The following is a 24327-nucleotide window of genomic DNA, read 5'->3' as shown; positions in this document are numbered from 1 at the left end:
ATGCCTGAAGTAGTGTGGTGACGGTGCCGCAGCCTTCTCCCCGTCCCGTCCTTCCGCTCGCCGTTGGCCTCCCTGTCGCAGTAGCAACAGGTCTGGTCATCCCGCTCCAGGGAAGGATCAACGGGGCCCTCGGCGCCACACTCGACGACGGCATCGCCGCAGCTGTGGTGAGCTTCACCACAGGCCTTCTGCTGATTACGGTTATTTCACTGGCGACGCCCAAGGGCAGGGCAGGCCTCCAACGGATCATCCCTGCAGTCCGGAACCGTAGTTTTCCGCGCTTCTACGTCATGGCCGGGGCCATCGGTGCGCTGTTCGTTTTTGCCCAGTCGTTCACGGTCGCGCTGTTGGGTGTAGCGCTGTTTACCGTCGCCGCCGTGACGGGACAGACCCTCAGTGGCCTGCTCGTGGACCGCATGGGTATTGGCCCGGGCGGTAAACGCTCCATCACGGGCGTCCGAGTCATCGGCAGTGTCCTGACCGTAGCCGCCGTCGCTTGGGCGGTTTCACCGCGCTTCGGCGGCGACGCCGACATTGCCTCGCTGGTGCTGCCGGTCCTCCTGCCGCTGGCGGCCGGATTCTTCATGAGCTTCCAGCAGGCCATGAACGGAACGGCCACCGTCCACTACGGGACGCCCATCGCAGCCACCTTGGTCAACTTCATTGCGGGGTCTGCAATTCTCTGGATCGCCTGGCTTATCAAGCTTGCCGTCGCCGGACCCGGCAACCCACTTCCTGCCGAGTGGTGGTACTACCTTGGCGGTCCCATGGGCTGTCTCTTCATCGGGCTGGCCGCCCTGCTGGTCCGCAGCCTGGGAGTATTAATTACCGGCCTTGGCATGATCGCCGGGCAGCTGGTGGGATCGTTGCTGCTCGACGTCGTGATCCCCAGTCCCGGCGCGGTGGTCGCCTTGCCCACGGTGCTGGGTACTGTCCTGACGCTCGCGGCGATTATCGTGGCCACGCTGCCGTGGCCCAAAGGCTCCTTTGCACGGAGAGGCCCTGCCAAAGGCCGGTAGGGTAGGTATCGGACAGTATTTTCGTGTACTTCCCGCAGTAGAACCCACAGTAGAACGCAGCAACTTTCCCCAGCGCCCCGCCGGACAACCTCGTCCGGATTCCGGGGCCACCACCGCGGACCGCACCCAGCGGCCCTGTAGAACAAATGGAGTTACCCATGGCAGCAAAATCCGTCCTTGACCAGGTCATTTCCCTCTCCAAGCGGAGGGGCTTTGTCTTCCAGGCCGGTGAAATCTATGGTGGCTCCCGTTCCGCCTGGGATTACGGTCCCCTTGGTGCTGAACTGAAGGAAAACATCAAGCGCCAGTGGTGGCAGAGCATGGTCCGTGGCCGTGAGGACGTTGTCGGCCTGGATTCATCCGTCATCCTTCCCCGCCAGGTATGGGAAGCGTCCGGCCACGTGGAGGTCTTCTCCGACCCCCTGGTGGAGTGCCTGTCCTGCCACAAGCGCTACCGCGCAGACCACCTCGAAGAAGAGTACGAGGAAAAGAAGGGCCGTCCGGCAGAAAACGGTCTGGCGGACATCGTCTGCGCCAACTGCGGCACCCGCGGGCAGTGGACTGAACCCCAGGAATTCTCCGGCCTCCTGAAGACCTTCCTCGGCCCCGTGGCCAGCGAGGAAGGCATGCACTACCTGCGTCCGGAAACCGCCCAGGGCATCTTCGTGAACTTCAACAACGTGCTCACCACGTCCAGGAAGAAGCCGCCGTTCGGCATTGGCCAGATCGGCAAGTCTTTCCGCAACGAGATCACGCCGGGCAACTTCATCTTCCGTACCCGTGAGTTTGAGCAGATGGAGATGGAATTCTTCGTAGAGCCAGGCACGGATGAAGAGTGGCACCAGTACTGGATGAAGGAGCGCATGTCCTGGTACACGGACCTGGGCATCCGTGAAGACAACCTCCGCTTCTTTGAACACCCTCTGGAGAAGCTCAGCCACTACTCCAAGGGCACCACGGACATCGAATACCGCTTCGGCTTCCAGGGCTCCGAGTGGGGCGAGCTCGAGGGCATCGCCAACCGTACCGACTTCGACCTCTCCACCCACGCCAAGGCATCGGGCACGGACCTGAGCTACTTCAACCAGGCCACCAACGAGCGTTACACCCCGTACGTGATCGAGCCTGCCGCCGGCTTGACCCGCTCCTTCATGGCGTTCCTGATCGATGCATACACCGAGGATGAGGCACCCAACGCCAAGGGCGGCGTCGACGTCCGCACTGTGCTGAAGCTCGATCCGCGCCTCGCCCCGGTCAAGGCCGCCGTCCTGCCGCTGAGCCGGAACGAGGACCTGTCCCCGAAGGCCAAGGCGCTGGGCGCCCAGCTGCGCAAGAACTGGAACATCGACTTCGACGACGCCGGTGCCATCGGCCGCCGCTACCGTCGCCAGGACGAGATCGGTACCCCGTTCTGCATCACCGTGGACTTCGACACCCTCGAAGACCAGGCCGTCACCATCCGTGAGCGCGACACCATGAGCCAGGAACGTGTGTCCCTGGACAAGGTTGAGGGCTACCTGGCAGCACGCCTGATCGGCGCCTAGTCATGGCGCTGGAGTACCGCGAGTGGAAGGAGGGCGACGACCTCGCCCTCCTGGAAATCTGGGGCGGACCGGAAACCCTCCCCGCGGAGCAGTTCCGTGCCGCTCTGGCGCCGTCCAGCAACCAGCCCTGGCGCCGTTGCATCGTGGCCGAGGACGTGGTGGACGGAGTGCGGATTCCCGTCGCTGCCGGCGTTGTCCACGAGGCTTCCCTGCACCCGGAACGACTCTGGGCGTATATCGAGGTTGCCAAGGACCACCGCCGTGAAGGCGTGGGTGCCACCCTGCTGACCATGCTCCGCCGCGAAGCCGGGAACTCGCCGTCGGGCGTTTCCAGGCTCCGCAGCAAAGTGGAACCGGACACGGCCGGCGCCGCGTTCGCCACCGCCGCGGGCCTGGCCCCCATCCAGCGCTCCCGGCTGGTGGTGGTGGAGCCCGAACCACTGAAGCTGCCGCGGTTCGGCGATGGTTCCGAAGAAGCTGCAGCGGAGCGCGTGGAGGACTTGGCCACGGGTTCCGTTGAGTTGAGCGAGGTCGTGGGTAAGTACTACTCCCACGTCCACCACTGGGACAGCCCGGGGGAGCTCAGCATTGCCACGGTCCAACGGTTGTTCCTGCATGACCTGGCCGGTGCGCACGGCGCCATCGTCCTTCGCGCCCCCAAGGCCAGCGCATTCGGGCAAGGTGTTCCTGCCAGCCGCAAGGGCAAGATCCAGGCCTTCGCCATCAGCTACGCCCAAGGCAACTCCGACGAACCCTCTGATGTCTTCCTAGGGCACGACCCTGAGCTGTCCGATGAGGACGCAGCGGCGGCTGTGCGTGACCTTTTGGCGCTCATCGCTTACCAGCACCCTGTGATGCTCGAAGTGGACGAATCCATGACCGCCCTCGGCACGGTCCTCGGGCCGCTGTTGGAAGCCGGCAAGGCACACGTGCGCGGAGCGGATACGTTGATCGTCAGCGACTGACCGCTGTTTCCGCACGTCAGGATCCCGTGCTGCCCGTTTCCCGCGGGCGGCACGGGATCCTGCGTTAAGGCAGCGTCGCCGGCGCACGTCTCCACCGCCGGCATGAGTGTCCGTCACCGACATAACGTGCGCCGAGTCATGGGGTGTCCGGTCCCGCGTAGGGTTAAGCCCATGAGGTTTTGCTGCTGATGGGCCACGGTCACTCCCACGGTCATTCTGAAAGTTCCGAGCCAACGCCCCAGGCCCTTGCCTCGCGGAAGCGTGCCAACTGGATTCTGGCGGCCATCCTGGTTCCACTGGGTGTCCTGACCCTGGTGGCGATGATGGTCATGTGGCCCTCCGGCAGCCGGGAGGGAATCACGTTCTCCAGCCCCTATCAGGCTGCCCCGGGTGTCACGTTCGACACCGGCCGGATCCAAAGCGTGGTGGTGGAAAGCTGCACGCAGACGGGCCAGGCGGACGCCGGCCAAAATAACACCGGCCAGAACAACACCGGCCAGACGGACCCCAACCAGGGCGGCCAGGCCGGTGGATCGCAATGCACCTTCGCCTTCACTGAGCCGGATAAGGGCGGGGACGTGGTCAAGGTGGTCATCAACCCTGACGTTGCCATGTCCCACGGCGTGGACGTGGGGGATTCCATCCGGTACTTGAATCTCTCCGCAGTCCAGGGCGCCAATGCCGGCAGTGGGGCTCCTGCCTACGTGTTTGTGGATTTTGTCCGCAGCATCCCGATTGCCATGCTGGCCGTCCTGTATGCAGCGGTGGTCATCGCAGTTGCCCGGTGGCGTGGCTTCCGGGCGCTCCTCGGGTTGGTGGGTGCCTACTTTGTCCTGGTGAGCTTTATCCTGCCGGGTTTGGTGGAGGGCCAGCCGCCGCTGCTGCTGGCCTTGGTCGGGTCCACGGTGATCATGATCGGGGTCTTGTACTTCGCGCACGGTTTCTCGGCGCGAACGTCCACGGCGTTGTTGGGCACCATTTTTGGCCTGGGCATCACCGCCTTGTTGGCGGCCTGGGCCACCGACGCGGCCAACCTGGCCGGTGTGGGAAACCATGACGCTTCAACGTTGGTGAACATGTCGCCCCAGATCTCGATCTCCGGGATCATCCTGTGCGGCCTCATCATTTCCGGCTTGGGCGTGTTGAACGACGTCACCATTACACAGTCCTCCGCGGTGTGGGAACTCTACGAACTGGCGCCCAACACCAGCGCCCGGAAACTCTTCACCTCTGCCATGCGGATCGGCCGGGACCACATCGCGTCCACGGTGTACACCATCGCGTTCGCCTACGCCGGTGCTGCGCTTCCGATCCTCATCATCGTGATGCTGTACGACCGCCCCCTCGATGAAGCGCTGACCAGCGCCGAATTGTCCGAGGAAGTCATCCGGACCTTGGTGGGATCCATTGGGCTTGTCCTTGCTATTCCGGTGACCACCCTGATCGCGGTCCTGGTCGTCAAGGCGACCGGCATGAAGCGGCTCGCCGCAGCGGGTGGACCCTCGGTCAGGGCCGCCGACCTCAACGACACCGGCGCGCTGGCAGCAGCGGCCGCCGTCGTGGGTTCCGGTCCGCAGGACACGCAACGGACAGAGGACACGCACGACGGCGGAGCCCGCCTCGTTGCTCCCGGCAAGCCGGCACGCCCGGGGAGCCGCCGCGCCCAGCGGGAAGCGGAGCGCCGGGGCGGCACCACCGACGAGGGCGCCTGACCGCGGTGGCGCCGGTGGTTGCTCGACCCGCTGAACGGCGCCGGGCTGCATGGTCAAGGCCGGGTTTCGGCGCGCTGTCCGCCGATTTGCCCGGATTTGCAACAATGGATGGGTGACTGTTGTAGCAACGCCCCCCGCACCAAAGCTTGAGCTCCCGCCGTTGAAGCTCGGTGGAATCACTGTGGACACCCCGGTGATCCTCGCCCCGATGGCCGGAATCACCAACTCAGCCTTCCGCAGGCTCTGCCGTGAATACGGCGGCGGCATGTACGTGGCCGAGATGGTGACCTCGCGTGCCTTGGTGGAGCGGACTCCTGAATCCCTCCGCATCATCTCCCACGATGAGGACGAGAAAGTCCGCTCGGTGCAGCTCTATGGCGTGGACCCGGTAACGGTCGGCGCCGCAGTGCGCATGCTGGTGGACGAGGACCGGGCCGATCACATCGACCTCAACTTCGGCTGCCCCGTGCCCAAGGTCACCCGCCGCGGTGGCGGTTCAGCGCTTCCCTGGAAGATCGACCTCTTCACCTCAATCGTCAACACAGCGGTCAAGGAAGCCTCCAAGGGAGGGATCCCGCTGACCATCAAGATGCGCAAGGGCATTGACGAGGACCACCTGACGTACCTCGACGCCGGCCGCATCGCCCGTGACGCGGGCGTGGCCGCCGTCGCCCTCCACGGACGCACGGCAGCGCAGTTCTATTCGGGCCAGGCTGACTGGTCGGCCATTGCAAGGCTTCGCGAAGCGCTCCCGGACATCCCGGTGCTGGGCAACGGCGACATCTGGTCCGCTGAGGATGCGGTCCGCATGGTGCGGGAAACCGGCGTGGACGGCGTCGTCGTTGGCCGTGGCTGCCAGGGCCGTCCGTGGCTGTTCGGCGATCTGCAGGCCGCCTTCGAAGGCAGCGACCAGCGGCACCGGCCAGGACTCCGCGAGGTTGCTGAGGGTGTCTACCGGCACGCCGAGCTCATGGTCGAGACGTTCGGCAACGACGAATACAAGGCGCTCCGCGAGATCCGCAAGCATATGGCCTGGTACTTCAAGGGCTACGTGGTGGGCGGCGAGCTCCGCGCCAAGTTGGCCACCGTCCCCACCCTTGAGGTGCTGCGCGAATACCTCGATGAACTGGACATGGACTCGCCCTATCCCGGAGTGGATTCCGAGGGTCCGCGTGGTCGGGCCGGTTCGCCCAAGAAGCCGGCCTTGCCCAAGGACTGGCTGCTGAGCCGTCAGCTGAACGCTGAACAGAGCGCGGATATCTCGGCGGCGGAGCTGGACGTTTCGGGCGGCTAGCCTCACACGTGTAAGACTGACTCAAGAAGCTCCACACCCCGGCGCTTGAAGGAGGCAGATACCCATGGGAACCGAAGCGATGCTTGGCCACAACGACAGCACCCACGACTATGTACTGGCCATCCCCGGCTACGCCGAGGCAGATTCCGCGCGGTGGGTCGAGGAGCCGCGCAAGAGCAACTATCGCTCCGACTTTGAGCGGGACCGTGCCAGGGTCCTGCATTCCTCGGCGTTGCGCCGGCTCGGCGCAAAAACGCAGGTGGTCGCCCCGGACACGGATGACTTTGTCCGCACCAGGCTGACCCACAGCCTGGAGGTGGCGCAGGTGGGCCGTGAGCTGGGCCGTTCCCTCGGCTGTGACCCGGACGTGGTGGACACCGCGTGCCTGAGCCACGATCTCGGTCATCCGCCCTTCGGCCACAACGGTGAGTCCGCCCTGAACGAAGTAGCGCACACCATCGGCGGCTTCGAAGGCAATGCCCAGACCCTGCGCCTGCTGACCCGGCTGGAACCCAAAGTGCTCGCCGAGGATGGCAGGCCGGCTGGACTCAACCTGACCCGCGCCAGCCTGGACGCCGCGTCCAAGTACCCATGGTCCGCCGTCGATGCTCCTGTCATCCACGGCCACCGCACCAGCAAGTTCGGGGCCTACGAAGACGACCTTCCGGTCTTTGAATGGCTGCGCGAGGGTGCGCCCGGCAACCGCTCGTGCATCGAGGCCCAGGTAATGGATCTGGCAGATGACATTTCGTATTCGGTCCACGACGTTGAGGACGCGATCGTCGCCGGCCATTTCCAACTGAAATGGATGGAGAACCCGGACCACCGGGCGCGCGTGGTGGGCTACACCAAGCAGTGGTACCTGCCGCACAATGATCCCGCGGAAATCGATGCCGCCCTGTCCCGGCTCGAGGCCACCAAGGTGTGGGTCCGTGAGGCGGACGGCAGCCGGAAGTCCATGGCTGCCCTGAAGGACATGACCAGCCAGCTGATCGGCCGGTTCTGCCAAAGCGCCATGGAAACCACACGTGCCCACTTTGGGCCTGCCAACCTGACCCGCTACGACGCCGAGTTGATGGTGCCCGAGGACACGGTCACCGAAATCGCGGTCCTCAAGGGTTTGGCCACCACCTTCGTCATCTCCACCGACCACCGGCAGCCCGTGTACGAACGCCAGCGCGAAGTGCTGCACGCGCTCGTGGGTGTGTTGAATGCCACAGGGGACCGTCACCTGGAGCCGATGTTCGCCGCGGACTGGCGCGACGCCGTCGACGATGGTGCCCGGCTGCGCGTGGTGATCGACCAAGTTGCGTCGCTGACCGACGTCTCTGCGCTGGCGGTGTACGAGCGCCTGGTGGGCAGCCTCCCGTCCCTGTGGTAGCCCGGGTTGGCAAGGCCTGAACCTTCCGGCCAAGAGACTAGGATGGTCACGTGGCTGGCCTGATCAAACGTGAAGATATCGATGAAGTACGCCAGCGCACGGATATCAAGGAAGTCGTTGACGGCTACGTCACCCTGAAGGGTGCCGGCCTGGGCAGTTTCAAGGGCCTTTGTCCTTTTCATGACGAACGCTCGCCTTCTTTCACCGTCCGCCCGCAGGTGGGCAGGTACCACTGCTTCGGCTGCGGCGAAGACGGAGACGCCATCTCGTTCGTCCAGAAAATGGACCACAGCTCCTTCCACGAGGCCGTTGAGAAACTGGCCGCAAGGATCGGCTACGAGCTTCGCTACGAGGACGGCGGCACCGGTCCCAGCCGCGAGGAAGTGGGCAAGCGCCAGCGCCTGCTGGATGCCCACAAGATCGCCGACGAGTTCTTCCGGGCCCAACTGCTCACTCCCGGGGCTGCCGAGGGACGCAACTTCCTGGACGGGCGCGGCTTTGATCGCGCTGCCGCCGAGCACTTCGGCGTCGGCTATGCGCCGCAGGGCTGGGACGCTCTCCTGAAGCACCTGCGGGGCCGAGGCTTCACCGATGCGGAGCTGAAGCTGACAGGCATGTTCTCCGAGGGAAACCGGGGCATCTACGATCGCTTCCGGGGCAGGCTTATCTGGCCCATCCGCGACATCGCGGGAGACACCATCGGCTTCGGCGCGCGCAAGCTCTACGAGGACGATCAGGGTCCCAAATACCTCAATACCCCTGAGACCACGCTCTACAAGAAGTCCCAGGTCCTTTACGGAATTGACCTCGCCAAGCGGAACATCGCCAAGGAACGGCAACTGGTGGTGGTGGAGGGGTACACGGACGTCATGGCCTGCCATCTTGCAGGGGTCACGACGGCGGTAGCCACCTGCGGTACTGCCTTCGGTACCGAGCACATCAAGGTGGCCCGGCGGCTGCTGTCGGACGACGGCAGCGGCGGGGAGGTCATTTTCACTTTCGATGGCGACGCCGCCGGCCAGAAGGCCGCCCTCCGGGCCTTTGAGGAAGACCAGCGCTTCACGGCCCAGACGTACGTCGCTGTCGAGCCCACGGGGGCGGATCCGTGCGATCTGCGCCAGCTCAAGGGTGACGCCGCGGTGCGTGAGCTCATCGGCACACGGAAGCCGCTCTTTGAGTTCGCCATCCGGGCGACCCTGCGTCGGCACAACCTGGACACCGTGGAAGGTCGAGTGGCAGCGTTGCGGGAGGCCGCCCCCGTGGTGGCGCAGATCAGGGATTCGGCGACGAGGCCTGGCTACACCCGCAATCTGGCGGGTTGGCTGGGTATGCCCATCGAGGAAGTCAGCAGCTACGTGGGGGCGGCCGCCAAGCGGGCCGCGTCCGGTGGCACCACTTCGAGAGCAGCCGGTGCCGCGGAGCAATCCGCGACGGCGGGAGCACCGCCGTCGAGCGGTCTGGTGTTCCAACGTCCCGATCCCAGGGACCCCATCGCCGGTATGGAACGCCAGGCGCTGGAGGTTGTCCTCCAGGAGCCGGGAGTGCTGGGTGGGGGAGCGTGGGAGCGTTTCGAGGCCTCATACTTCGCCACACCCGCCTACGCGGCCGTGCATACCGCAGTGCGGGCCGCTGGCCTTGCCCATGCCGCTGATCCCGTGGCATGGGTGGAACAGGTCCGCCAGGAAGTTCCAGAGCCGCTGCGGCCCTTGGTCTCCGAGTTGGCAGTGACGCCCCTGCCTGCCAGCACGCCCGAGGCGATGCAGCGGTATTGCCGCGACATCCTGGCCCGCCTCTTCGAACTGCAGATCACCCGCATTAAGGCGGACAAGATGGGGCAGCTGCAGCGCCTGGATGCCGGAGCAAATCCGGAGGAGTTCCAGCGGCTTAACCGTGAGCTGATGCAGCTGGAAATGGAGCGCCGGTCACTGCGTTCGGACGGCTGAGAGTCCCGATTTCGTTTTCCGGCAGGCCCCTGTTAAGCTAGTAACCGCTTCATTCCTCCGTAGCTCAATTGGCAGAGCATTCGACTGTTAATCGAAGGGTTACTGGTTCAAGTCCAGTCGGAGGAGCGCACAATACCCCCGTTCCGGTCTCTCGGAACGGGGGTATTTTTATACCCCCAGGGGGTATGGGGAGCCGATTCGCATTCGGGTAGAACCTTTGCTAAAGTCATAACCGCTTCATTCCTCCGTAGCTCAATTGGCAGAGCATTCGACTGTTAATCGAAGGGTTACTGGTTCAAGTCCAGTCGGAGGAGCAACAGGACCCCGCATCGGCAGCACGCCGGTGCGGGGTCCATCTTTTTAGACGAAATCCATCTCCACCTGAAGGAAGCGGGCGGCTTCCGCCACCGCGGCGAGGAATGAGTCCTGTTCCGTGGGCGGGGTCCTGGGTTCGCGCGGATGCCACTCATGCGGGGCTGAGTAGACGCGCGTGAAGCCGCCGCCAGGCGGGGCGTAGAAGATCCCGAAACGCTGGACGGGCCACTCAGGGGATGTCTCGGGCGCAACCAGCAGGGCTGCGTCGACTTCGGGGTTGTACCACTGGGCAATGGGACGTCGCCGGTCGTCCGTGAAGAGTCCGGCTGCGTAGAGGGCAGCCGACTGGGGGCTGGTCACTGAGCACAAGCGGTCCCACCACAGCGGCAGGATGCGTTCATCCCGACGCTGCCACGGTGCCGGAAGCGGCTGCAGCTCTTGCCAATGTGGCACATGTCAACTTTATCGCCGGCCGGTGGCGCGCAAAAGGGGCGCCACTACCGGGACAGGCCCAGGCGCGGGTAGAGGACCTCGAAGCCCTTGGTCAGGCCTGCGTTCAGGGCGAGGCCCACATGTCCGCCGTTGGGGACCTCGTAGTACGTCACTGTCATGCCCGCAGCCCGGGCCGCGGCGGAGACGGCTTTCGCGGCTGCCACGTAGACCACGTCGTCGGAGCCCACCGTGAAGACGGCCGTCGTGTCCGGGAACTGCTTGCCTTTCATGATGTTGATCGGCTTCTGCGCGTCGTAGTCAGCCTGGTTGCCCCCGAAGATTTCTGCGAGGTTGCCTGCAGGATCCTCTGCTCCGGGGAACTCCTCACCGGAGATGTCCACCACGTTGCCCCACATCGTGGGGTACTTGACGGCGAAGGAGATGGCACACTGACCTCCGTTGGAGTACCCGGCTATCGTCCAGTGCTCCCGGTCCGGGAGAATGTTCAAGTTGGCTTTGGCCCAGTTCACCACGTCCTCATTGATGTACTTTTCCACGTTGCCGTACTTGGCGGTGTCCAGGCAGAGGGTGTCGTTTTCGTCCGGGCCGATCTGGTCCGCGACGATGGCAATGGGTGCCAGGCCGTTGTTCTTCGCCGCGAACCCGTCCAGCGCGGCGGAGACGTACTGGGGGTCTGGAAGGCCGGGTTGGCCCATCATCAGGACGAACAGCGGCAGCCTGGGCGGGTTGTCCGTCAGGGCTGCCGGCGGCAGATAGATGCCGGCCGGCCTGGCGTTGAATCCGGAGGCCGTTGCGGGAATCACCTGCGTGCCCACTTGGCCCTTGGCGGGCATGGCGGCCGGAGGCTTCCAGTTTTGCCAGAGCGGACCGGCCGGAATGGATGCGTCGGGGTTTGGCTTGTTGAGCTGGATGGCGCTTTCGGTGGAAATCCCCAAGGCCGAGCCCAACGTCTTGTTCAGTCCAAATTCCGTGTTGATGCCCAAGGCGGCAACCAGGACGAAGACGGGGATGGCGATTGACGCCACCACCTTCCGCCGCCGGCTGCTATGGCGGAAGCTGACCACGGCCAGTCCCAACGCGGCGAAGCAGGCTATCGCCCAGAACCACACGCGCGGTGTGAGGCCCACATGGAAGACGTCCATGACGTCCTCAACGAGCCACACGGTCAGCCACCCCAGCAGCGCTGCCGCCGCAATGGCAGTGACGGCAGTGAGGGCCCAACGGGCCGACGGCCTGAGGAACAGTACAAGGAAGAACACGACGCCGACCGCCCCGGCAACCGTCATGACCACAGGGCCGCTGATCTCAAGTTTCAGGAGGCCGTCCATGGCTGGGAACCCCCTCCGCGCCTCATGCCGCGGGCTCCCTGGCTACCATTTGCCGCAGGAGGCCGGCGCTCTGCGCGGGGGAGAGGCCCGGCAGATAGGCAGAGCCCACGGCAATGCCGATCGAGGGCAAGGCCAAGGGGTCCTGGTAGTACATGTACAGGGTCCGGTGCTCGGGCTGGAACCGTGACTTGAAGGCTGCCAGGGACTTGAATCCGTACATGGGTTCCAAAGCATTGCCGAGCAGCGCCAGAACCCGGTCCAGTGAGCTTCGGTCCCCTTCGGCGCCGTCAGCCCCGGCGTTGGCCAAGGGCGAGCCGGACAGCGAGATCTGCGGGACTTCTTCCTTGAAATGGGTCACCGCCGAGGCGATCAGGAATTCCATGACGCCCTTGAACCCGGTGGTGCGTCTTCGCATGAAGTCCAAGGTCCATCCCGAGATGACGCCATTGCGGAACACGGGCAACCAACTGGTGACACCGTGGACCAGGCCGTCGTCATCCACGGCCACGCAGCAGAGGACTTCGGGGTCCTTCAATTCATTCAGGCCGCCCAGGGTGAAGCCCATCTCGGGAAGGGCTTTGTCCGCCACCCATTCCTCGGAGATCTCTGCAAGCTGTGCCCTGACTCCCGGTGGCATCGCCTGGTAGGGATACCAGTGGTCCTTGATGGACAGTTTGTCTGCGCGGTTCAGGGCAGTGCGGACATTCTGCCATTCCTTGCCCTTGAACGTCATGGCCTGGACGTTCAAAAGGGTCTCCTCGGCCACTTCGAGCTTTCGGAATCCCCGTGGTTCGAGCGGGGCGTCGAGCTCTGCGGTGGCCGAATAGAAGCATGGGATGAGCCCCAGCCCGGCGCAGTGCTTCAGGAAGCCCGTGGCAGCGTCCGCATGGTGTTCTGCTGCTCCGAAGGGCCCCGCGACCGTCAACGCCACGCCGTTGTGCACCTGATAGGCGACGCCGGCCTTCCGGTCCGGCGTGAACCAGTACTGGTTGTTGTCCCACAATGCCATCCAGGACAGGGTGCCGCCACCATCATGGAGCAACTCGCGGGTGTGGCCGAGGTCTGCGGCCGGATCGGTGGCCAGCATCCTGAACCGCCGGAAGTTGTTCAGGACCAGTACCAGGATGCAAAGCCAGATGATGTCCCCGCCAAGCCCGTACACCACCGTGCTCAACAGGCCTTGGGGCAAGGCCACCACAAAGGGGACAGGGAAAGGAACCAGGATGTGGGTCAGCTGTCCGGCCAGGTCCCACAGGGTGGAGCGCCCCGGGTTGCCTTCGACGAACCAGAACACCACGTAAAGGGCAATCGCGGCGACGGCCAGGAGGAGTGAGGTTCTGCCAAGGACCCGGTATCCGGCGTCGCTGGACTCCACTTGGAACTTATGGCGGTTGGCCAACAGCAGAACCACGATGATGACCGGCGCAAGGACTGCCGGGACTGCATAGAGCAGGAGGTAGCCGAAATCGTCATCGCCCAGGGTGACGTCCGGATCAGTGACGTACTGGAGGATGGACAGGACCGTCACCGCGCCCAGGTAGGCCTGGATCACCAGCGTCAGACGGTACGCGAGGCGGCGGCCACGGCGGAGGCCTTCAGCGCAAACAAGCAGCAGTAGGACTGGAATCAGCGTCAGGATGGCTGCGCCGAAGCTCTGAACACCCACGATGCTTTGCAGCGTGACGCAGTTGGTGTCGTTGTTGCAGGCTTCCTTGACTTCGTCGGCGTCGGGACTGGCCTGGAGCATCACTTCGGAAACAACGGAGAGGGGCCCGATCTCCCACGTGCCGGTAAGTTGCGTCAGCAATGGTCCGACGGCGAAGACGCCCACCACCGTGCCCACCAGGAAGCGCGTCTCGCGGAGGGTTGAGGAATGCAGTGATCCTGCCCGGCGCCGGAGTACCAGCGACCGGATGACCCAGCCGGCCAGTACGCCGATCACCGCTCCACCCAGTGCCTGGAGTGTTTGGGCGACGCCAACGAACAGGGCGAACATCAGCGTGGCGGCCAGCAACCACGTCCGCAGTCTCCGTCGCCACAGTGCGTCCAGTGCCGCTGTCGCGCATCCCAAAGAGGCGGCAGCGCCGCCGTAGGCTCCCACAACGTATTCGCCGCCCAGGAAACTCAGCCACTGGTCGCTGGCGTCGGTCCCGAAAGCGACCAGGGCCACCAGAACCAGGGCGCTGAGGGCTGAGCCCGCAATGAAGGCAACGAGGGCGAGCCACGGGCCCATGACCCGCTCGGCGATTCCCACACCCACCAGGATTGCGGCCGTGCAGGCCAGGTAGTCGAGCAGGGACGAGGCGAAGAACGCCGACGTGAAGATGGACCACCAGGGCCCGGGCTCTACGGCCAACCCCAGGCCGATGTTGTCCAGCAAAGCTTCAGGGGGCCCATAGAGCAGGCTCCCGGTGGCAATGCCCAGGACCCAGAGCAGGGCCACCACGAGCAACGTCAGGGGCAGCCGCCGTACGGTTGCCACGCCACGCACAGTGCCCCGTAATCCCACAGCCGCGCTCATGTGATGTCCCCTTCACCGGTCCGGCGCCGGTTCCCCCGGCTGGCCACCATTCTGCCTTGCGGGGCGCTGGAAGGGGAGAGGTTGGAGCCTCACGACGACGGCGGGTCGTTCGGTGGGGCGCCTAGTCCCGTTTCCAGGGGCCTGGGTTCACCCGGTACAGGACAGCGGCACCAATGACGGCCCCCAGGACCGCGCCGAACAGCGCGCTCCCTGCCGCGCGGCCGAGCAGCGCTCCGGCGATGGCGCCAAGCAGGGCACCCAAAAAGAGGCCCCTGCCGTTGCGGTGCGGTTTCTTGGTCATGGTCTCAGCCTACGGGGGTGGTCCTAATGGATGGACGGCACGGTGCGGGGCCGGACCACGAGCCAGAGGGCGGCGATCGATCCGGTGATGCAGACAGCCATGACGGAGCCCATGGGAACAGCGGAACTGACCCCCAGCCAACCGACCACAGGTGGGACGATGCCGGCCATCATGAACTGGGATGCACCGAGGAGGGACGCGGCCGTGCCCGCCTGGGCGCCGTGGTTGGCCAGGGACAGGACCTGGACGCACGGGAACATGAAGCCGGTGGCGCAGATGTAGAACCACAACGGAATGAGGATGCCCCAGAGACCGGCGTGCAAAAGGTCAAGCACCACGATCAGGAGGGCAACGAACAGCATGAACAGCGTTGCGCCTGCCACAATCCACTGCGGGGCTACCCGCCTTATCAGGCGTGCACTGATCTGGACCCCGGCAACGATGCCCAGGGAGTTGATGCCGAACAGGATTCCGTACTCCTGCGGCGAGAAGCCGTAGATGTCCTGGAACAGGAAGGTCGATGCCGAAAGGTAGGCGAACAAGCCGCCGAAGTTCAGGCTTCCCACCAGCACCATGCCCACGAAGATCCGGTCCGTCAGGACAGACTTGTAGCGCTGTGCCACCGTGACAGAGGACTTGCCCCGCCGATCGGCGGGAAGTGTCTCCCGGATAAAGAAAATGGAGGCAAGAATGACCAGCAGGCCATAGGCGGCCAGGAAGTAGAAAATGCCGGGCCACGGGAAGGCCAGCAGCAGTTGCGATCCGATGACCGGGGCAAGGATCGGGGCCAAACCGTTGACCAGTGACATCCGCGAGAACATGCGGACCATTGAATAGCCGTGGAAGAGGTCCCGGACCATGGCCATGGCCACCACGCCACCGCCTGCCGCACCGATTCCCATGAGGACACGGAACAAGGACAGCATCCCGATGTCCGTGGCCAGCGCGGCACCGAGCGACGAGCCGATGTGGACGGCGGTGGCAAGGATCAGGGGGAGACGGCGGCCCACTTTGTCGCTGAACGGCCCCACTACCAGCTGGCCAAGACCGAAACCAACGGTGGTACCCGTCAGGGTCAGCTGGATGGCCGCGGCTGAGACGTCGAAGCTTTCCTCCAGCGCCGGGAAAGCCGGGAGGTACAGGTCGATGGTGAAGGGACCCAGCGCGGTCAGGGCACCCAGCAGGAGGATGTAGACAAGCTTTTCGCGTCGGCTCAGGGAGTCGCCCGGAGCAATGGGAGAGGTCACGATCATCTATCCTATGGCCCGGATCATATTTATTGGCCGTATGACGGGCGCGCCGCAGTATGGTCGCGAAAGTTCTGCAGGAACCTGAATGATAGCTTTGAGGACAGGTGTCCGCGGCTGTAGATTGCAGCCTCGTTCGCCGTACACGATGCCCAGAGGAAAGCAGTTAGGCGGAACCCATGAGTGGACGTCACACCGGCCGGACCAGTCAAGGACCAGCCATTCGAACTTTGCCGAAGACCCTCAAGCTCGTTGCACGCTTGGCCCCACGGCAACTTAACGATGAGATCGCCTTGGCCAAGGTGGAACTCAAGCGCAAAGCCACGCAGGTTGGCATAGCCGGTGCGTTCTTCGGTGTGGCGCTGGTCTTCCTCGCGCTTCTGGTGATCGCACTTGTTGTTGCCGCCATCCTGGGCCTGGCCACCATTATGCCGGGATGGCTTGCCGCCCTGATCGTGGCAGCATTCTTCCTTCTGGTCGTGGCCGTTGCGTCCCTGATAGGAATCGCGAAGTTCAAGAAGGCCATGCCTTTGGTTCCCGAAGACACCATCCGGGGCCTCAAGCACGATCTTGGCATCGCCAAGGAAGGCTCGGCCTTCGATGAGTCGATCCTGGATCCCAACTCGCCTGCTGCCAAGGCAGCCAAGGCTGAGAAGGAAGCGGCAGCGGAAAGGGCCAAGGCCGAGAAGGCTGCGAAGGAAGCTGCCAAGGAAGCGGACGCCGTCAAGGCGCCCACTGAAGCCGAGCTTCGCTCCCGCCTGAAGAAGCGCCGCGAACACCTGACCGGTGTCCGTGACGAGCTCGGCGAGCAGCTGGACGTCAAGAAGCAGGGGCAGGCCCTGCTGGGCAGCGCCAACGGCAAATTCCAGGAGGGCCGGGAATTCGCGGCCGCAAAATTGTCCGACCTCGGTGAGTCCGTGCCCGACAACCTCTCGGAACGCCTTGCAGCCCGGTGGCGGGACCTTGCGGCATTCGCTGCCGCTGCCGTGGTCTTCGTCGTCGCCCTGAGGAAGCTGCTGAAGAAGTAGGCAGGTATCCGAGGCGCCAAACACTGACAACGAGGAAGGGGGACATACGTGAGATTGATCGGTGCCGGTTCGCAACCCGACCGGCCGCAGGTTGACCACGACCTCATCTTCACGGTCCCCAACATCCTCACGGTCCTCCGCTTCATGGGGGTCCCGCTGTTCGTGTGGCTTGTTCTGTCCGAACAGGAGTACGGGTTCGCAGTCCTGGTGCTCGTCATCATGGGAAGTACCGACTGGGTGGATGGCTACATCGCCAGGCGCTTCGACCAGACGTCCAAGCTGGGACGCATCCTGGATCCCCTGGCGGACCGGGCAGCGCTCCTGGCTGTGGCCTTCACTCTGGCGATTGCCGGCGTCGTGCAGTGGTGGTATCTGGCCGCACTGCTGGTGCCGGACGCCATCCTGGCCATTGCCTCCTTGATCTACTTCCGCAGCCATCCGGACCTTCCGGTCAGCATCATTGGAAAAATCCGCACGGCGCTGCTGCTGGTCGGCACGCCGCTGTTGGTCCTGTCCAAACTGCCCATTCCGCTCACCGGGGTCTACTTCGTGGCCGCTTGGACCTTCCTGGGCCTCGGGCTCCTGGGCCACTGGATTGCTGCCTACAACTATTTCTGGGCCATCTTGCGTAAGGGTAAAGAACTGAAAAACGACGACGGCGGACACCGCTGATGGTCTGGCTGGCGGTTTTCCTTGCCGTACTTGGAGCATTCTTCCTGGCGATCGGCGCCCAGCGGCAGGGCAGCGCGGTCAAAGCCGATACCGGTGGCCTGGCGCTGAGCTCCAACGGGTTCCTGCGGCTCCTGCGCAATCCGCGCTGGATGCTGGGACTCTTGTTCCTCGCCCTCGGCATGGTGATGAACGCCGTCGCGTTGGTGTCGGCGCCGCTCACCGTGGTGCAACCAATCGGTGCCATTGCGCTGGTGATTACCACTGTGGTCAATGCCAAGGACCAGGGCCTGAGCATCAACCGCGCCACGGTAGTGGCCATCAGTGCGTGCGTCACGGGTTCTGCCTTGTTCGTGTTGCTGGCCGTGAACGTCACCCAGGAGAACCACCACGTCAATGCCGAAGACGAACTGACCATCGTCCTTCTGCTGGCCTTGGCAGTGGGCATTTTTGGCACCCTGGCCGTCATGTTCAGGCACCGCATGAGTGCCTTCGTGTACATCCTGGGAGCCGGTGTCCTGTTCGGCTTCGTGGCCGTACTGACCCGCATCATCGGCAAGCACCTGCTCGATCCCAATGGACTGTTCCTGCTCAACGTCCAGTGGTACACCCTCATTGCCATTGCTGCTGCCGGGGGACTGGGTTCCTGGTTCGTCCAGAGCGCCTATTCAGGGGGACCACCCGACCTCGTCATCGCCGGGTTGACCGTCATTGACCCGATGGTGGGCATCGCGATTGGCATCGTGATCCTTGGTGAGCTTCGTCCCGATGTCCACGCCGTGATGGCTATCGCCATGGCTGCGGCGGCTACGCTTGCTATCGTGGGGGTTATTGCCCTGAGCCGGCACCATCCGGAAGTCACCAAACGCAAGAAGGACGCGAAGGCGGCTGCCAACAAGAAGGCCTAGGGCAGGGCTACACCTTTGCGCCGCCGCTACAGGCGGTCCGGCAACCCGGCGACAACACAGCATTGGCACCATCAACGCTGTCCGCACCGTGACCATCAGGAGTTCTCCACGTGACCATTCCCGACACCACCAAACCCCTCACACTTTTGATCGCAGCGGATACCTACCCGCCGCACGTCAACGGCGCCGCTCAGTTCGGCTACCGCCTGGCCAAGGGGATGACGGCACGCGGACACAACGTTCACGTGTTGGCCTGCCGACCGGACTCGGGCAAGAGCTACACGGAATTCCGGGACGAAGCCACTGTTCACCGGCTGCGTTCCCACGGCGTTTTCACGCACGAGTACTTCCGCATTTGCTTCCCCTGGGAAATCAAGAAGGAAATCAGCCTGCTGTTCGACAAGGTCCAGCCGGACGTGGTCCACATCCAGAGCCATTACATGATTGGCGAGCACGTCCTGTACGAGGCCGTGAAGCGTGGTATCCGGATTATTGCCACCAACCACTTCATGCCGGAGAACCTGAACCCCTTCCTGCCCTTCCCGCAGTGGTTCAAGGACATCGTCGGACGCATTTCCTGGAAGGACATGGGCAAGGTCATGGGCCAGGCCGATGTGGTCACCACGCCCACGCCGCTCGCTGCCAAGGCCATGCACCAGCACGCGTTTCTGCGCAAGGTCCTGCCCCTGTCCAACGGTATTGATTCTTCTGCTTACGAGCTGCAGCCCGGCGAGACCATCGAGCCGCACAGCAACCCCACGGTGCTGTTTGCCGGCCGCCTCGCCGAAGAGAAGCACGTCAACGTCCTGATTGACGCGGTGGCCAAGACCCCGCGTGACTTGAATGTGCACCTGGAAATCGTTGGTGGAGGCGAAGTCCGTCCTGCCCTTGAAGCCCAGGTAGCCAGGCTGGGGCTGGGGGATCGCGTCAGGTTCCTTGGGCTGGCCAGCGACGAAGATCTGCGGGAGGCCTACATCAAGGCCGACATTTTCTGCATGCCGGGAACGGCCGAGCTCCAGTCACTGGTGACCCTGGAAGCCATGTCCGCTTCCACTCCCGTGCTGCTGGCGAACGCCATGGCCCTGCCGCATCTGGTCCGGGATGGCGAGAACGGCTATCTTTTCACGCCGAACAACAGCGATGAACTGGCGGCCAAGATCACCAAGCTGGTGGAGCTTCCCCCGCATGAGCTGGAAGCCATGGGCAAGCTCAGCCGCGAGATGGTAGAGCCGCACAGCATCAACGGCACGCTCCAAACGTTCGAGGACCTCTACCGTGGGGCCTCCTACGAGGACAAAGCAGTATGACCAAAGCACTCCTCCGCAGCTATTAGTATTGCTAGAGTGCTTTGCCCGGAACTTTCTCCCTCGGAGGCAGGTCCGGGCATCCCGGGGCTATAGCTCAGCTGGTTAGAGCGCGGGACTCATAATCCTAAGGTCCTCGGTTCAAGTCCGAGTAGCCCTACATTCCACACGGGAGCCGTGTCCAACAATCCAGAATTGTTGGACACGGCTCTTTTGTGTTCCCACCTTGATGCGATATGTTACTCATCAGTAACTTAGTCTTGGTCGCAGTTGACCACCCTTGAAGGAGCGAACATGTCCAGCGCTGCATTCGACGCCACCACCCTTCCGTATGCCGATGGCGACTTCTACGCCTTTGAGCAGATGCTGACAGGCAAGGAACAGGATCGCCTGGCGGAGGTCCGCGAATTTTTGGCCCGCGAGGTCAAGCCCATCGCGGTGGATTACTGGAACCGTGGCGAGTTCCCCATGGACCTCATCCCCAAGCTCGGTGAGTTGGACCTTGTCAGCCCCGTCCGGCGCCAGGGGTACTCGAATTTGTTTGCCGGCATGCTCCACGCGGAAGTGACCCGCGCGGATGCTTCGATTGCTACCTTCATGGGTGTCCACGATGGCCTCTTTACGGGTTCGATCGAGGCCCTCGCGTCGCAGGAGCAGAAGGACGCGTGGCTGCCGGACATCTACTCCCTCAAGAAAATCGGAGCCTTTGGCCTGACCGAGCCCCTCGGGGGCTCCGATGTTGCCGGCGGCACCCGGACCACTGCCAAGCGCGACGGTGACACCTGGATCCTCAATGGCGCCAAACGCTGGATCGGCAACGCCACCTTCTCCGACTGGGTAGTCGTCTATGCCAAGGACGTCGCAGACAACCAGGTAAAGGCGTTCCTGGTGGACACCACGCTGCCTGGCTTCTCGGCCAGCAAGATCGAAAACAAGATCTCCCTGCGCACAGTGCAGAACGCGGACATCACCTTGGACGACGTCGTAGTGCCGGACTTCTTCAAGCTGGCCAACGGCAACAGCTTCCGCGATACCAACAAGGTCCTCAAGGTGACCCGTTTGGCCGTCGCCTGGCAGGCGGTCGGACTCCAGATGGCCGCCTTCGACGTCGCCCGCAGCTATGCCGTGGAGCGCCAGCAGTTCGGGCGGCCCCTGGCGGCATTCCAGTTGGTGCAGAACCAGCTGGTTCAAATCCTTGGCAATACCGTGGCCTCCATGGGCATGATGGTGCGGCTGGCCCAGCTCGAAGATGCCGGCGTAGCCAAGGACGAACAGTCTGCCCTGGCCAAGGCCTTCACCACCGCACGCATGCGCGAAAGCGTCGCGCTGGGCCGGAGCATCCTGGGTGGCAACGGCATCGTCACGGACTACGGCATGGCCAAGATCTTCTCCGATGCCGAGGCTATCTACTCCTACGAGGGCACCCACGAGATCAACACCCTGGTCACCGGCCGCGCCATTACCGGCGTTTCAGCAATCGTGTAGAACCGCTGCTGGCGTCTGGAACCACCGCTAGCCGGGGGACTGGTCGAGTGGAAGCAGGATGGACGGCCGCAGGTCCTCCACGAACTCCAGGGGATTGACGTAGGCCTCACCCCTTCTGACACCCCAATGCAGGCAAGTGGTGCTGCCGCAATGCCCTGGCTCCAAGGACCCCATGACCTGCCCCTTGCGCACCGTGTCGCCGGGTCTCAGTTCGCTGGACACGGGCTCGAAGCTGCTCTTGAGGCCTTGACCGTGATCGATGGTCACCACCGGACGATCAACCACGACGCCGGCGAAGGTCACCACGCCGTCCGACGGCGCGGTGACCGTGCCGCCGTCGGGCGCCGGCCCCAAATCCACGCCGCGATGCCCGCTCAGCCACGGTTTGTCCGGCGGATCGAAGACCCGCAGCACGGCCGGTTTGGGGGAGAGCGGCCAGCTCCATCCCACAGCGGCAGGATCAGGCGCAGCCGGTGCGGGTGCGCCAAGGACGCCCACCGCGAATGCGAGGGTAACCATCAGGGCCAGGAAGGGCTTCGCAAGGGTCATGGAACAAGCTTTCCCTGAAGCCTGCGATGGATCGATCCCCGGCCTCCCGTATGTGGACAACGGACTGCGGTGGCGGTCAAACCAGCGGGCCTGCTGTAGTACACTTGGTGGAGCAGTTTGCTGTGCCCTCAAGCTAATTCAGGAGCATGTCTCATTCAGATATGCGGGGGTCCCAAGCTGACTACGCGTATCCAGCCCTCCACCAGCGAAGCCACGTGGCTTCAGGCTGCGGAGGATTGTGCCTCTTGCGGTCCGGCCGAGCCCATGGCTCCATGCCGGATGAGAAGCGCAATGGATGCCAGGAGCCGCGCCCGTCCGGGCAAAGGCTAAACAACCGTCAACTATTGGCAGGGTAAGAGCAGCCCCCTGGGCTCTCTCATGAATGACCTGCCGGAAGGAGCGTCGGCATGCCCGTCGTAACTATGCGCCAGCTGCTTGACAGCGGCGTCCACTTTGGACACCAGACCCGTCGTTGGAACCCGAAGATGAAGCGCTTCATCTTCACGGAGCGCAACGGCATCTACATCATTGACCTCCAGCAGTCGCTGTCCTACATCGACCGCGCCTACGAGTTCGTCAAGGCTACTGTCGCCCACGGCGGCACCGTCCTGTTCGTCGGCACCAAGAAGCAGGCTCAGGAAGCAATTGCCGAGCAGGCTACCCGCGTTGGCCAGCCGTACGTCAACCAGCGTTGGTTGGGCGGTATGCTCACCAACTTCCAGACCGTCGCCAAGCGTATCCAGCGCATGAAGGAACTCGAAGAGATCAACTTCGACGACGTCGCAGGCTCCGCATACACCAAGAAGGAGCTCCTGCTCCTCAAGCGCGAACTCACCAAGCTTGAGTCCAACCTCGGTGGTATCCGCAACCTGACCAAGGCTCCCTCGGTTCTGTGGGTTGTTGACACCAAGAAGGAACACCTTGCTGTTGACGAAGCCAAGAAGCTGAACATCCCGGTTGTTGCCATCCTGGACACCAACTGCGATCCCGACGAAGTTGACTTCCCGATCCCGGGTAACGACGACGCCATTCGCTCCGTCAACCTGCTGACCCGCGTTGTTGCCGACGCCGTAGCTGAGGGCCTCATCGCCCGCAACCAGCGTGCAACCGGCACCACCGAAGCTCCCGAAGAGCCGCTGGCCGAGTGGGAGCGCGAGCTCCTCGAAGGCAGCAAGGCCGAAGAAGCAGCAGCAACCGAAGCTCCGGCGGCAGAAGCTCCCGCAGCCGAGGCTCCGGCAGCTGAGGCTCCCGAAGCAACTGAAGCTGCAGCCGGCGAAGCTGAAGCCAAGTAAATCTGGACCTTCCCCGATGCCGTAAAAAGTACCGGGGGCAACTGACAGGATGGCGGCTCACACGGTGGGCTGCCGTCCTGTCAGTCCGTAAACACACAAATTTCTAGACAGAGGGGTTCACATGGCGAACTACACTGCTGCTGACATCAAGGCCCTGCGCGAGCGCACCGGCGCCGGCATGATGGACGTCAAGAAGGCTCTTGACGAAGCCAACGGTGACGCTGAGAAGGCCATCGAGATCATCCGCATCAAGGGCCTCAAGGGTGCTACCAAGCGCGAAGGCCGTTCGACTGCTGAAGGCCTGGTCGCTGCCAAGGTCAACGGCGGCGTTGGCGTAATGATCGAGGTCAACTGCGAAACCGACTTCGTTGCCAAGGCTGACAAGTTCATCCAGCTGGCTGACAAGGTCCTCAACGTTGCAGTCGAGTCCGGCGCAGCCGACCTCGAGACCCTGCTGGCCACCGAGGTCGACGGCAAGCCGTTGTCCGAGGTTGTCGTCGAAGAGGGCGCTGTCCTCGGCGAAAAGGTTGTCGTCCGCCGCATCTCCCGCGTCGAGGGCACCACGGTTGACGCTTACCTGCACAAGACGTCCAAGGACCTCCCGGCCCAGGTCGGCGTCCTGTTCGCCGTTGACGGTGAAGGCGAAGCCGCTGCCACCGCCGCGCACGACATTGCTGTCCACGTTGCAGCCATGGCTCCGAACTACCTGACCCGCGAGGACGTTCCGGCTGAGCTGGTCGAGTCCGAGCGCCGCATCGCCGAAGAGACCGCCAAGGCTGAAGGCAAGCCCGAAGCTGCTCTTTCGAAGATCGTTGAAGGCCGCGTAACCGGCTTCTACAAGGGTGAAGTTCTGGTTGACCAGGCATTCGCCAAGGATTCCAAGAAGACTGTTGCACAGGTCCTCGAAGAAGCCGGCGTCAAGGCAACCGCAGTAACCCGTTTCCGCGTAGGAAACTAGTAATTCATGAAAAGGGGTGGTCACTTCGGTGGCCGCCCCTTTTTCATGCACCCGTCCGGGTAGTATCTGCGCGGACCCACAGCACGATAATCTAGCCAGAGTCCACCAACG

General features: G+C 63.7%; 20 protein-coding genes and 3 tRNA genes. 17 read left to right on the top strand and 6 right to left on the bottom strand.

Features of this window, described 5'->3' with window-relative positions; all coding sequences use genetic code 11:
- Window positions 1-14: 14 nt before the first annotated feature.
- The 9 genes from QF015_RS18200 (at window position 15) to QF015_RS18160 (ending at window position 10172) form a co-directional block, all read left to right on the top strand.
- Window positions 15-1019: a DMT family transporter gene (locus QF015_RS18200; RefSeq protein ID WP_310201395.1), complete on the top strand. Its 1005-nt coding sequence runs from the start codon at window positions 15-17 to the stop codon at window positions 1017-1019.
- 158 nt (window positions 1020-1177) lie between these two features.
- Window positions 1178-2563 carry a glycine--tRNA ligase gene (locus tag QF015_RS18195; protein ID WP_172324116.1) on the top strand — a complete coding sequence of 462 codons (1386 nt, stop codon included), beginning with the start codon at window positions 1178-1180 and terminating at the stop codon, window positions 2561-2563.
- 2 nt (window positions 2564-2565) lie between these two features.
- Window positions 2566-3528 (top strand): GNAT family N-acetyltransferase, encoded by a 963-nt coding sequence (locus QF015_RS18190; protein WP_310201392.1) that lies wholly within the window; start codon window positions 2566-2568, stop codon window positions 3526-3528.
- Between the two features lie 188 nt (window positions 3529-3716).
- Window positions 3717-5240, top strand: coding sequence for a YibE/F family protein (locus QF015_RS18185; RefSeq protein WP_429390353.1), 1524 nt, complete (start codon window positions 3717-3719; stop codon window positions 5238-5240).
- Window positions 5241-5352: 112 nt separating this feature from the next.
- Window positions 5353-6534: a tRNA dihydrouridine synthase DusB gene (dusB, locus tag QF015_RS18180; protein ID WP_310201388.1), complete on the top strand. Its 1182-nt coding sequence runs from the start codon at window positions 5353-5355 to the stop codon at window positions 6532-6534.
- A gap of 64 nt (window positions 6535-6598) precedes the next feature.
- Window positions 6599-7915, top strand: a complete 1317-nt coding sequence (locus QF015_RS18175; protein WP_310201386.1) for a deoxyguanosinetriphosphate triphosphohydrolase — start codon at window positions 6599-6601, stop codon at window positions 7913-7915.
- A 50-nt stretch (window positions 7916-7965) separates the two neighbouring features.
- Window positions 7966-9858, top strand: coding sequence for a DNA primase (gene dnaG, locus QF015_RS18170; RefSeq protein ID WP_310201383.1), 1893 nt, complete (start codon window positions 7966-7968; stop codon window positions 9856-9858).
- 53 nt (window positions 9859-9911) lie between these two features.
- Window positions 9912-9984, top strand: a tRNA-Asn gene (locus QF015_RS18165).
- A 115-nt stretch (window positions 9985-10099) separates the two neighbouring features.
- Window positions 10100-10172, top strand: a tRNA-Asn gene (locus QF015_RS18160).
- Window positions 10173-10218: 46 nt separating this feature from the next.
- Here the strand turns inward: QF015_RS18160 and QF015_RS18155 are convergent.
- From QF015_RS18155 to QF015_RS18135, 5 genes are all read right to left on the bottom strand, one after another.
- Window positions 10219-10626: a hypothetical protein gene (locus QF015_RS18155; RefSeq protein ID WP_310201381.1), complete on the bottom strand. Its 408-nt coding sequence runs from the start codon at window positions 10624-10626 to the stop codon at window positions 10219-10221.
- Between the two features lie 44 nt (window positions 10627-10670).
- Entirely contained in the window at window positions 10671-11954 is a 1284-nt protein-coding gene (locus QF015_RS18150; RefSeq protein ID WP_429390352.1) for an alpha/beta hydrolase, read from the bottom strand.
- A 22-nt stretch (window positions 11955-11976) separates the two neighbouring features.
- Window positions 11977-14475: a phosphatidylglycerol lysyltransferase domain-containing protein gene (locus tag QF015_RS18145; RefSeq protein ID WP_429390351.1), complete on the bottom strand. Its 2499-nt coding sequence runs from the start codon at window positions 14473-14475 to the stop codon at window positions 11977-11979.
- A 121-nt stretch (window positions 14476-14596) separates the two neighbouring features.
- Complete coding sequence (locus tag QF015_RS18140; RefSeq protein ID WP_310201375.1) at window positions 14597-14776, bottom strand: glycine zipper domain-containing protein; 180 nt, start codon at window positions 14774-14776, stop codon at window positions 14597-14599.
- 23 nt (window positions 14777-14799) lie between these two features.
- Window positions 14800-16029, bottom strand: a complete 1230-nt coding sequence (locus QF015_RS18135) for a multidrug effflux MFS transporter (protein ID WP_310201373.1) — start codon at window positions 16027-16029, stop codon at window positions 14800-14802.
- Window positions 16030-16202: 173 nt separating this feature from the next.
- On the opposite strand from QF015_RS18135, the gene QF015_RS18130 reads away from it, so the two are divergent.
- The 6 genes from QF015_RS18130 (at window position 16203) to QF015_RS18105 (ending at window position 21417) form a co-directional block, all read left to right on the top strand.
- Window positions 16203-17051, top strand: a complete 849-nt coding sequence (locus QF015_RS18130) for a phage holin family protein (protein WP_429390350.1) — start codon at window positions 16203-16205, stop codon at window positions 17049-17051.
- A gap of 48 nt (window positions 17052-17099) precedes the next feature.
- Entirely contained in the window at window positions 17100-17723 is a 624-nt protein-coding gene (locus QF015_RS18125; protein WP_429390349.1) for a CDP-alcohol phosphatidyltransferase family protein, read from the top strand.
- Window positions 17723-18628 carry a DMT family transporter gene (locus QF015_RS18120; protein WP_310201367.1) on the top strand — a complete coding sequence of 302 codons (906 nt, stop codon included), beginning with the start codon at window positions 17723-17725 and terminating at the stop codon, window positions 18626-18628. The genes QF015_RS18125 and QF015_RS18120 overlap by 1 nt, the downstream gene beginning before the upstream one ends.
- Window positions 18629-18738: 110 nt before the next feature.
- Window positions 18739-19935, top strand: a complete 1197-nt coding sequence (locus QF015_RS18115) for a glycosyltransferase (protein ID WP_429390348.1) — start codon at window positions 18739-18741, stop codon at window positions 19933-19935.
- An 83-nt stretch (window positions 19936-20018) separates the two neighbouring features.
- Window positions 20019-20092, top strand: a tRNA-Ile gene (locus QF015_RS18110).
- A 134-nt stretch (window positions 20093-20226) separates the two neighbouring features.
- Complete coding sequence (locus QF015_RS18105) at window positions 20227-21417, top strand: acyl-CoA dehydrogenase family protein (RefSeq protein WP_429390347.1); 1191 nt, start codon at window positions 20227-20229, stop codon at window positions 21415-21417.
- Window positions 21418-21444: 27 nt separating this feature from the next.
- Here the strand turns inward: QF015_RS18105 and QF015_RS18100 are convergent, their stop codons facing one another.
- Window positions 21445-21936: a M23 family metallopeptidase gene (locus QF015_RS18100; RefSeq protein WP_429390369.1), complete on the bottom strand. Its 492-nt coding sequence runs from the start codon at window positions 21934-21936 to the stop codon at window positions 21445-21447.
- A 437-nt stretch (window positions 21937-22373) separates the two neighbouring features.
- Here QF015_RS18100 and rpsB point away from each other — a divergent pair, with 437 nt between their 5' ends.
- Together rpsB and tsf are read left to right on the top strand one after the other, a co-directional pair.
- On the top strand, window positions 22374-23258 hold the full coding sequence (gene rpsB, locus QF015_RS18095; protein ID WP_231342144.1) for a 30S ribosomal protein S2: 885 nt from the start codon (window positions 22374-22376) through the stop codon (window positions 23256-23258).
- A gap of 121 nt (window positions 23259-23379) precedes the next feature.
- The gene (gene tsf, locus QF015_RS18090; protein WP_011774217.1) at window positions 23380-24216 is read left to right on the top strand and encodes a translation elongation factor Ts; all 837 of its coding nucleotides are present in this window, start codon (window positions 23380-23382) and stop codon (window positions 24214-24216) included.
- Window positions 24217-24327: the final 111 nt, after the last annotated feature.

The sequence above is a fragment of the Paenarthrobacter sp. TE4293 genome (assembly GCF_050435325.1).
In the GTDB taxonomy this organism is placed as follows: domain Bacteria; phylum Actinomycetota; class Actinomycetes; order Actinomycetales; family Micrococcaceae; genus Arthrobacter; species Arthrobacter nitroguajacolicus_C.
This window is presented reverse-complemented; position numbering and strand designations above follow the sequence as displayed.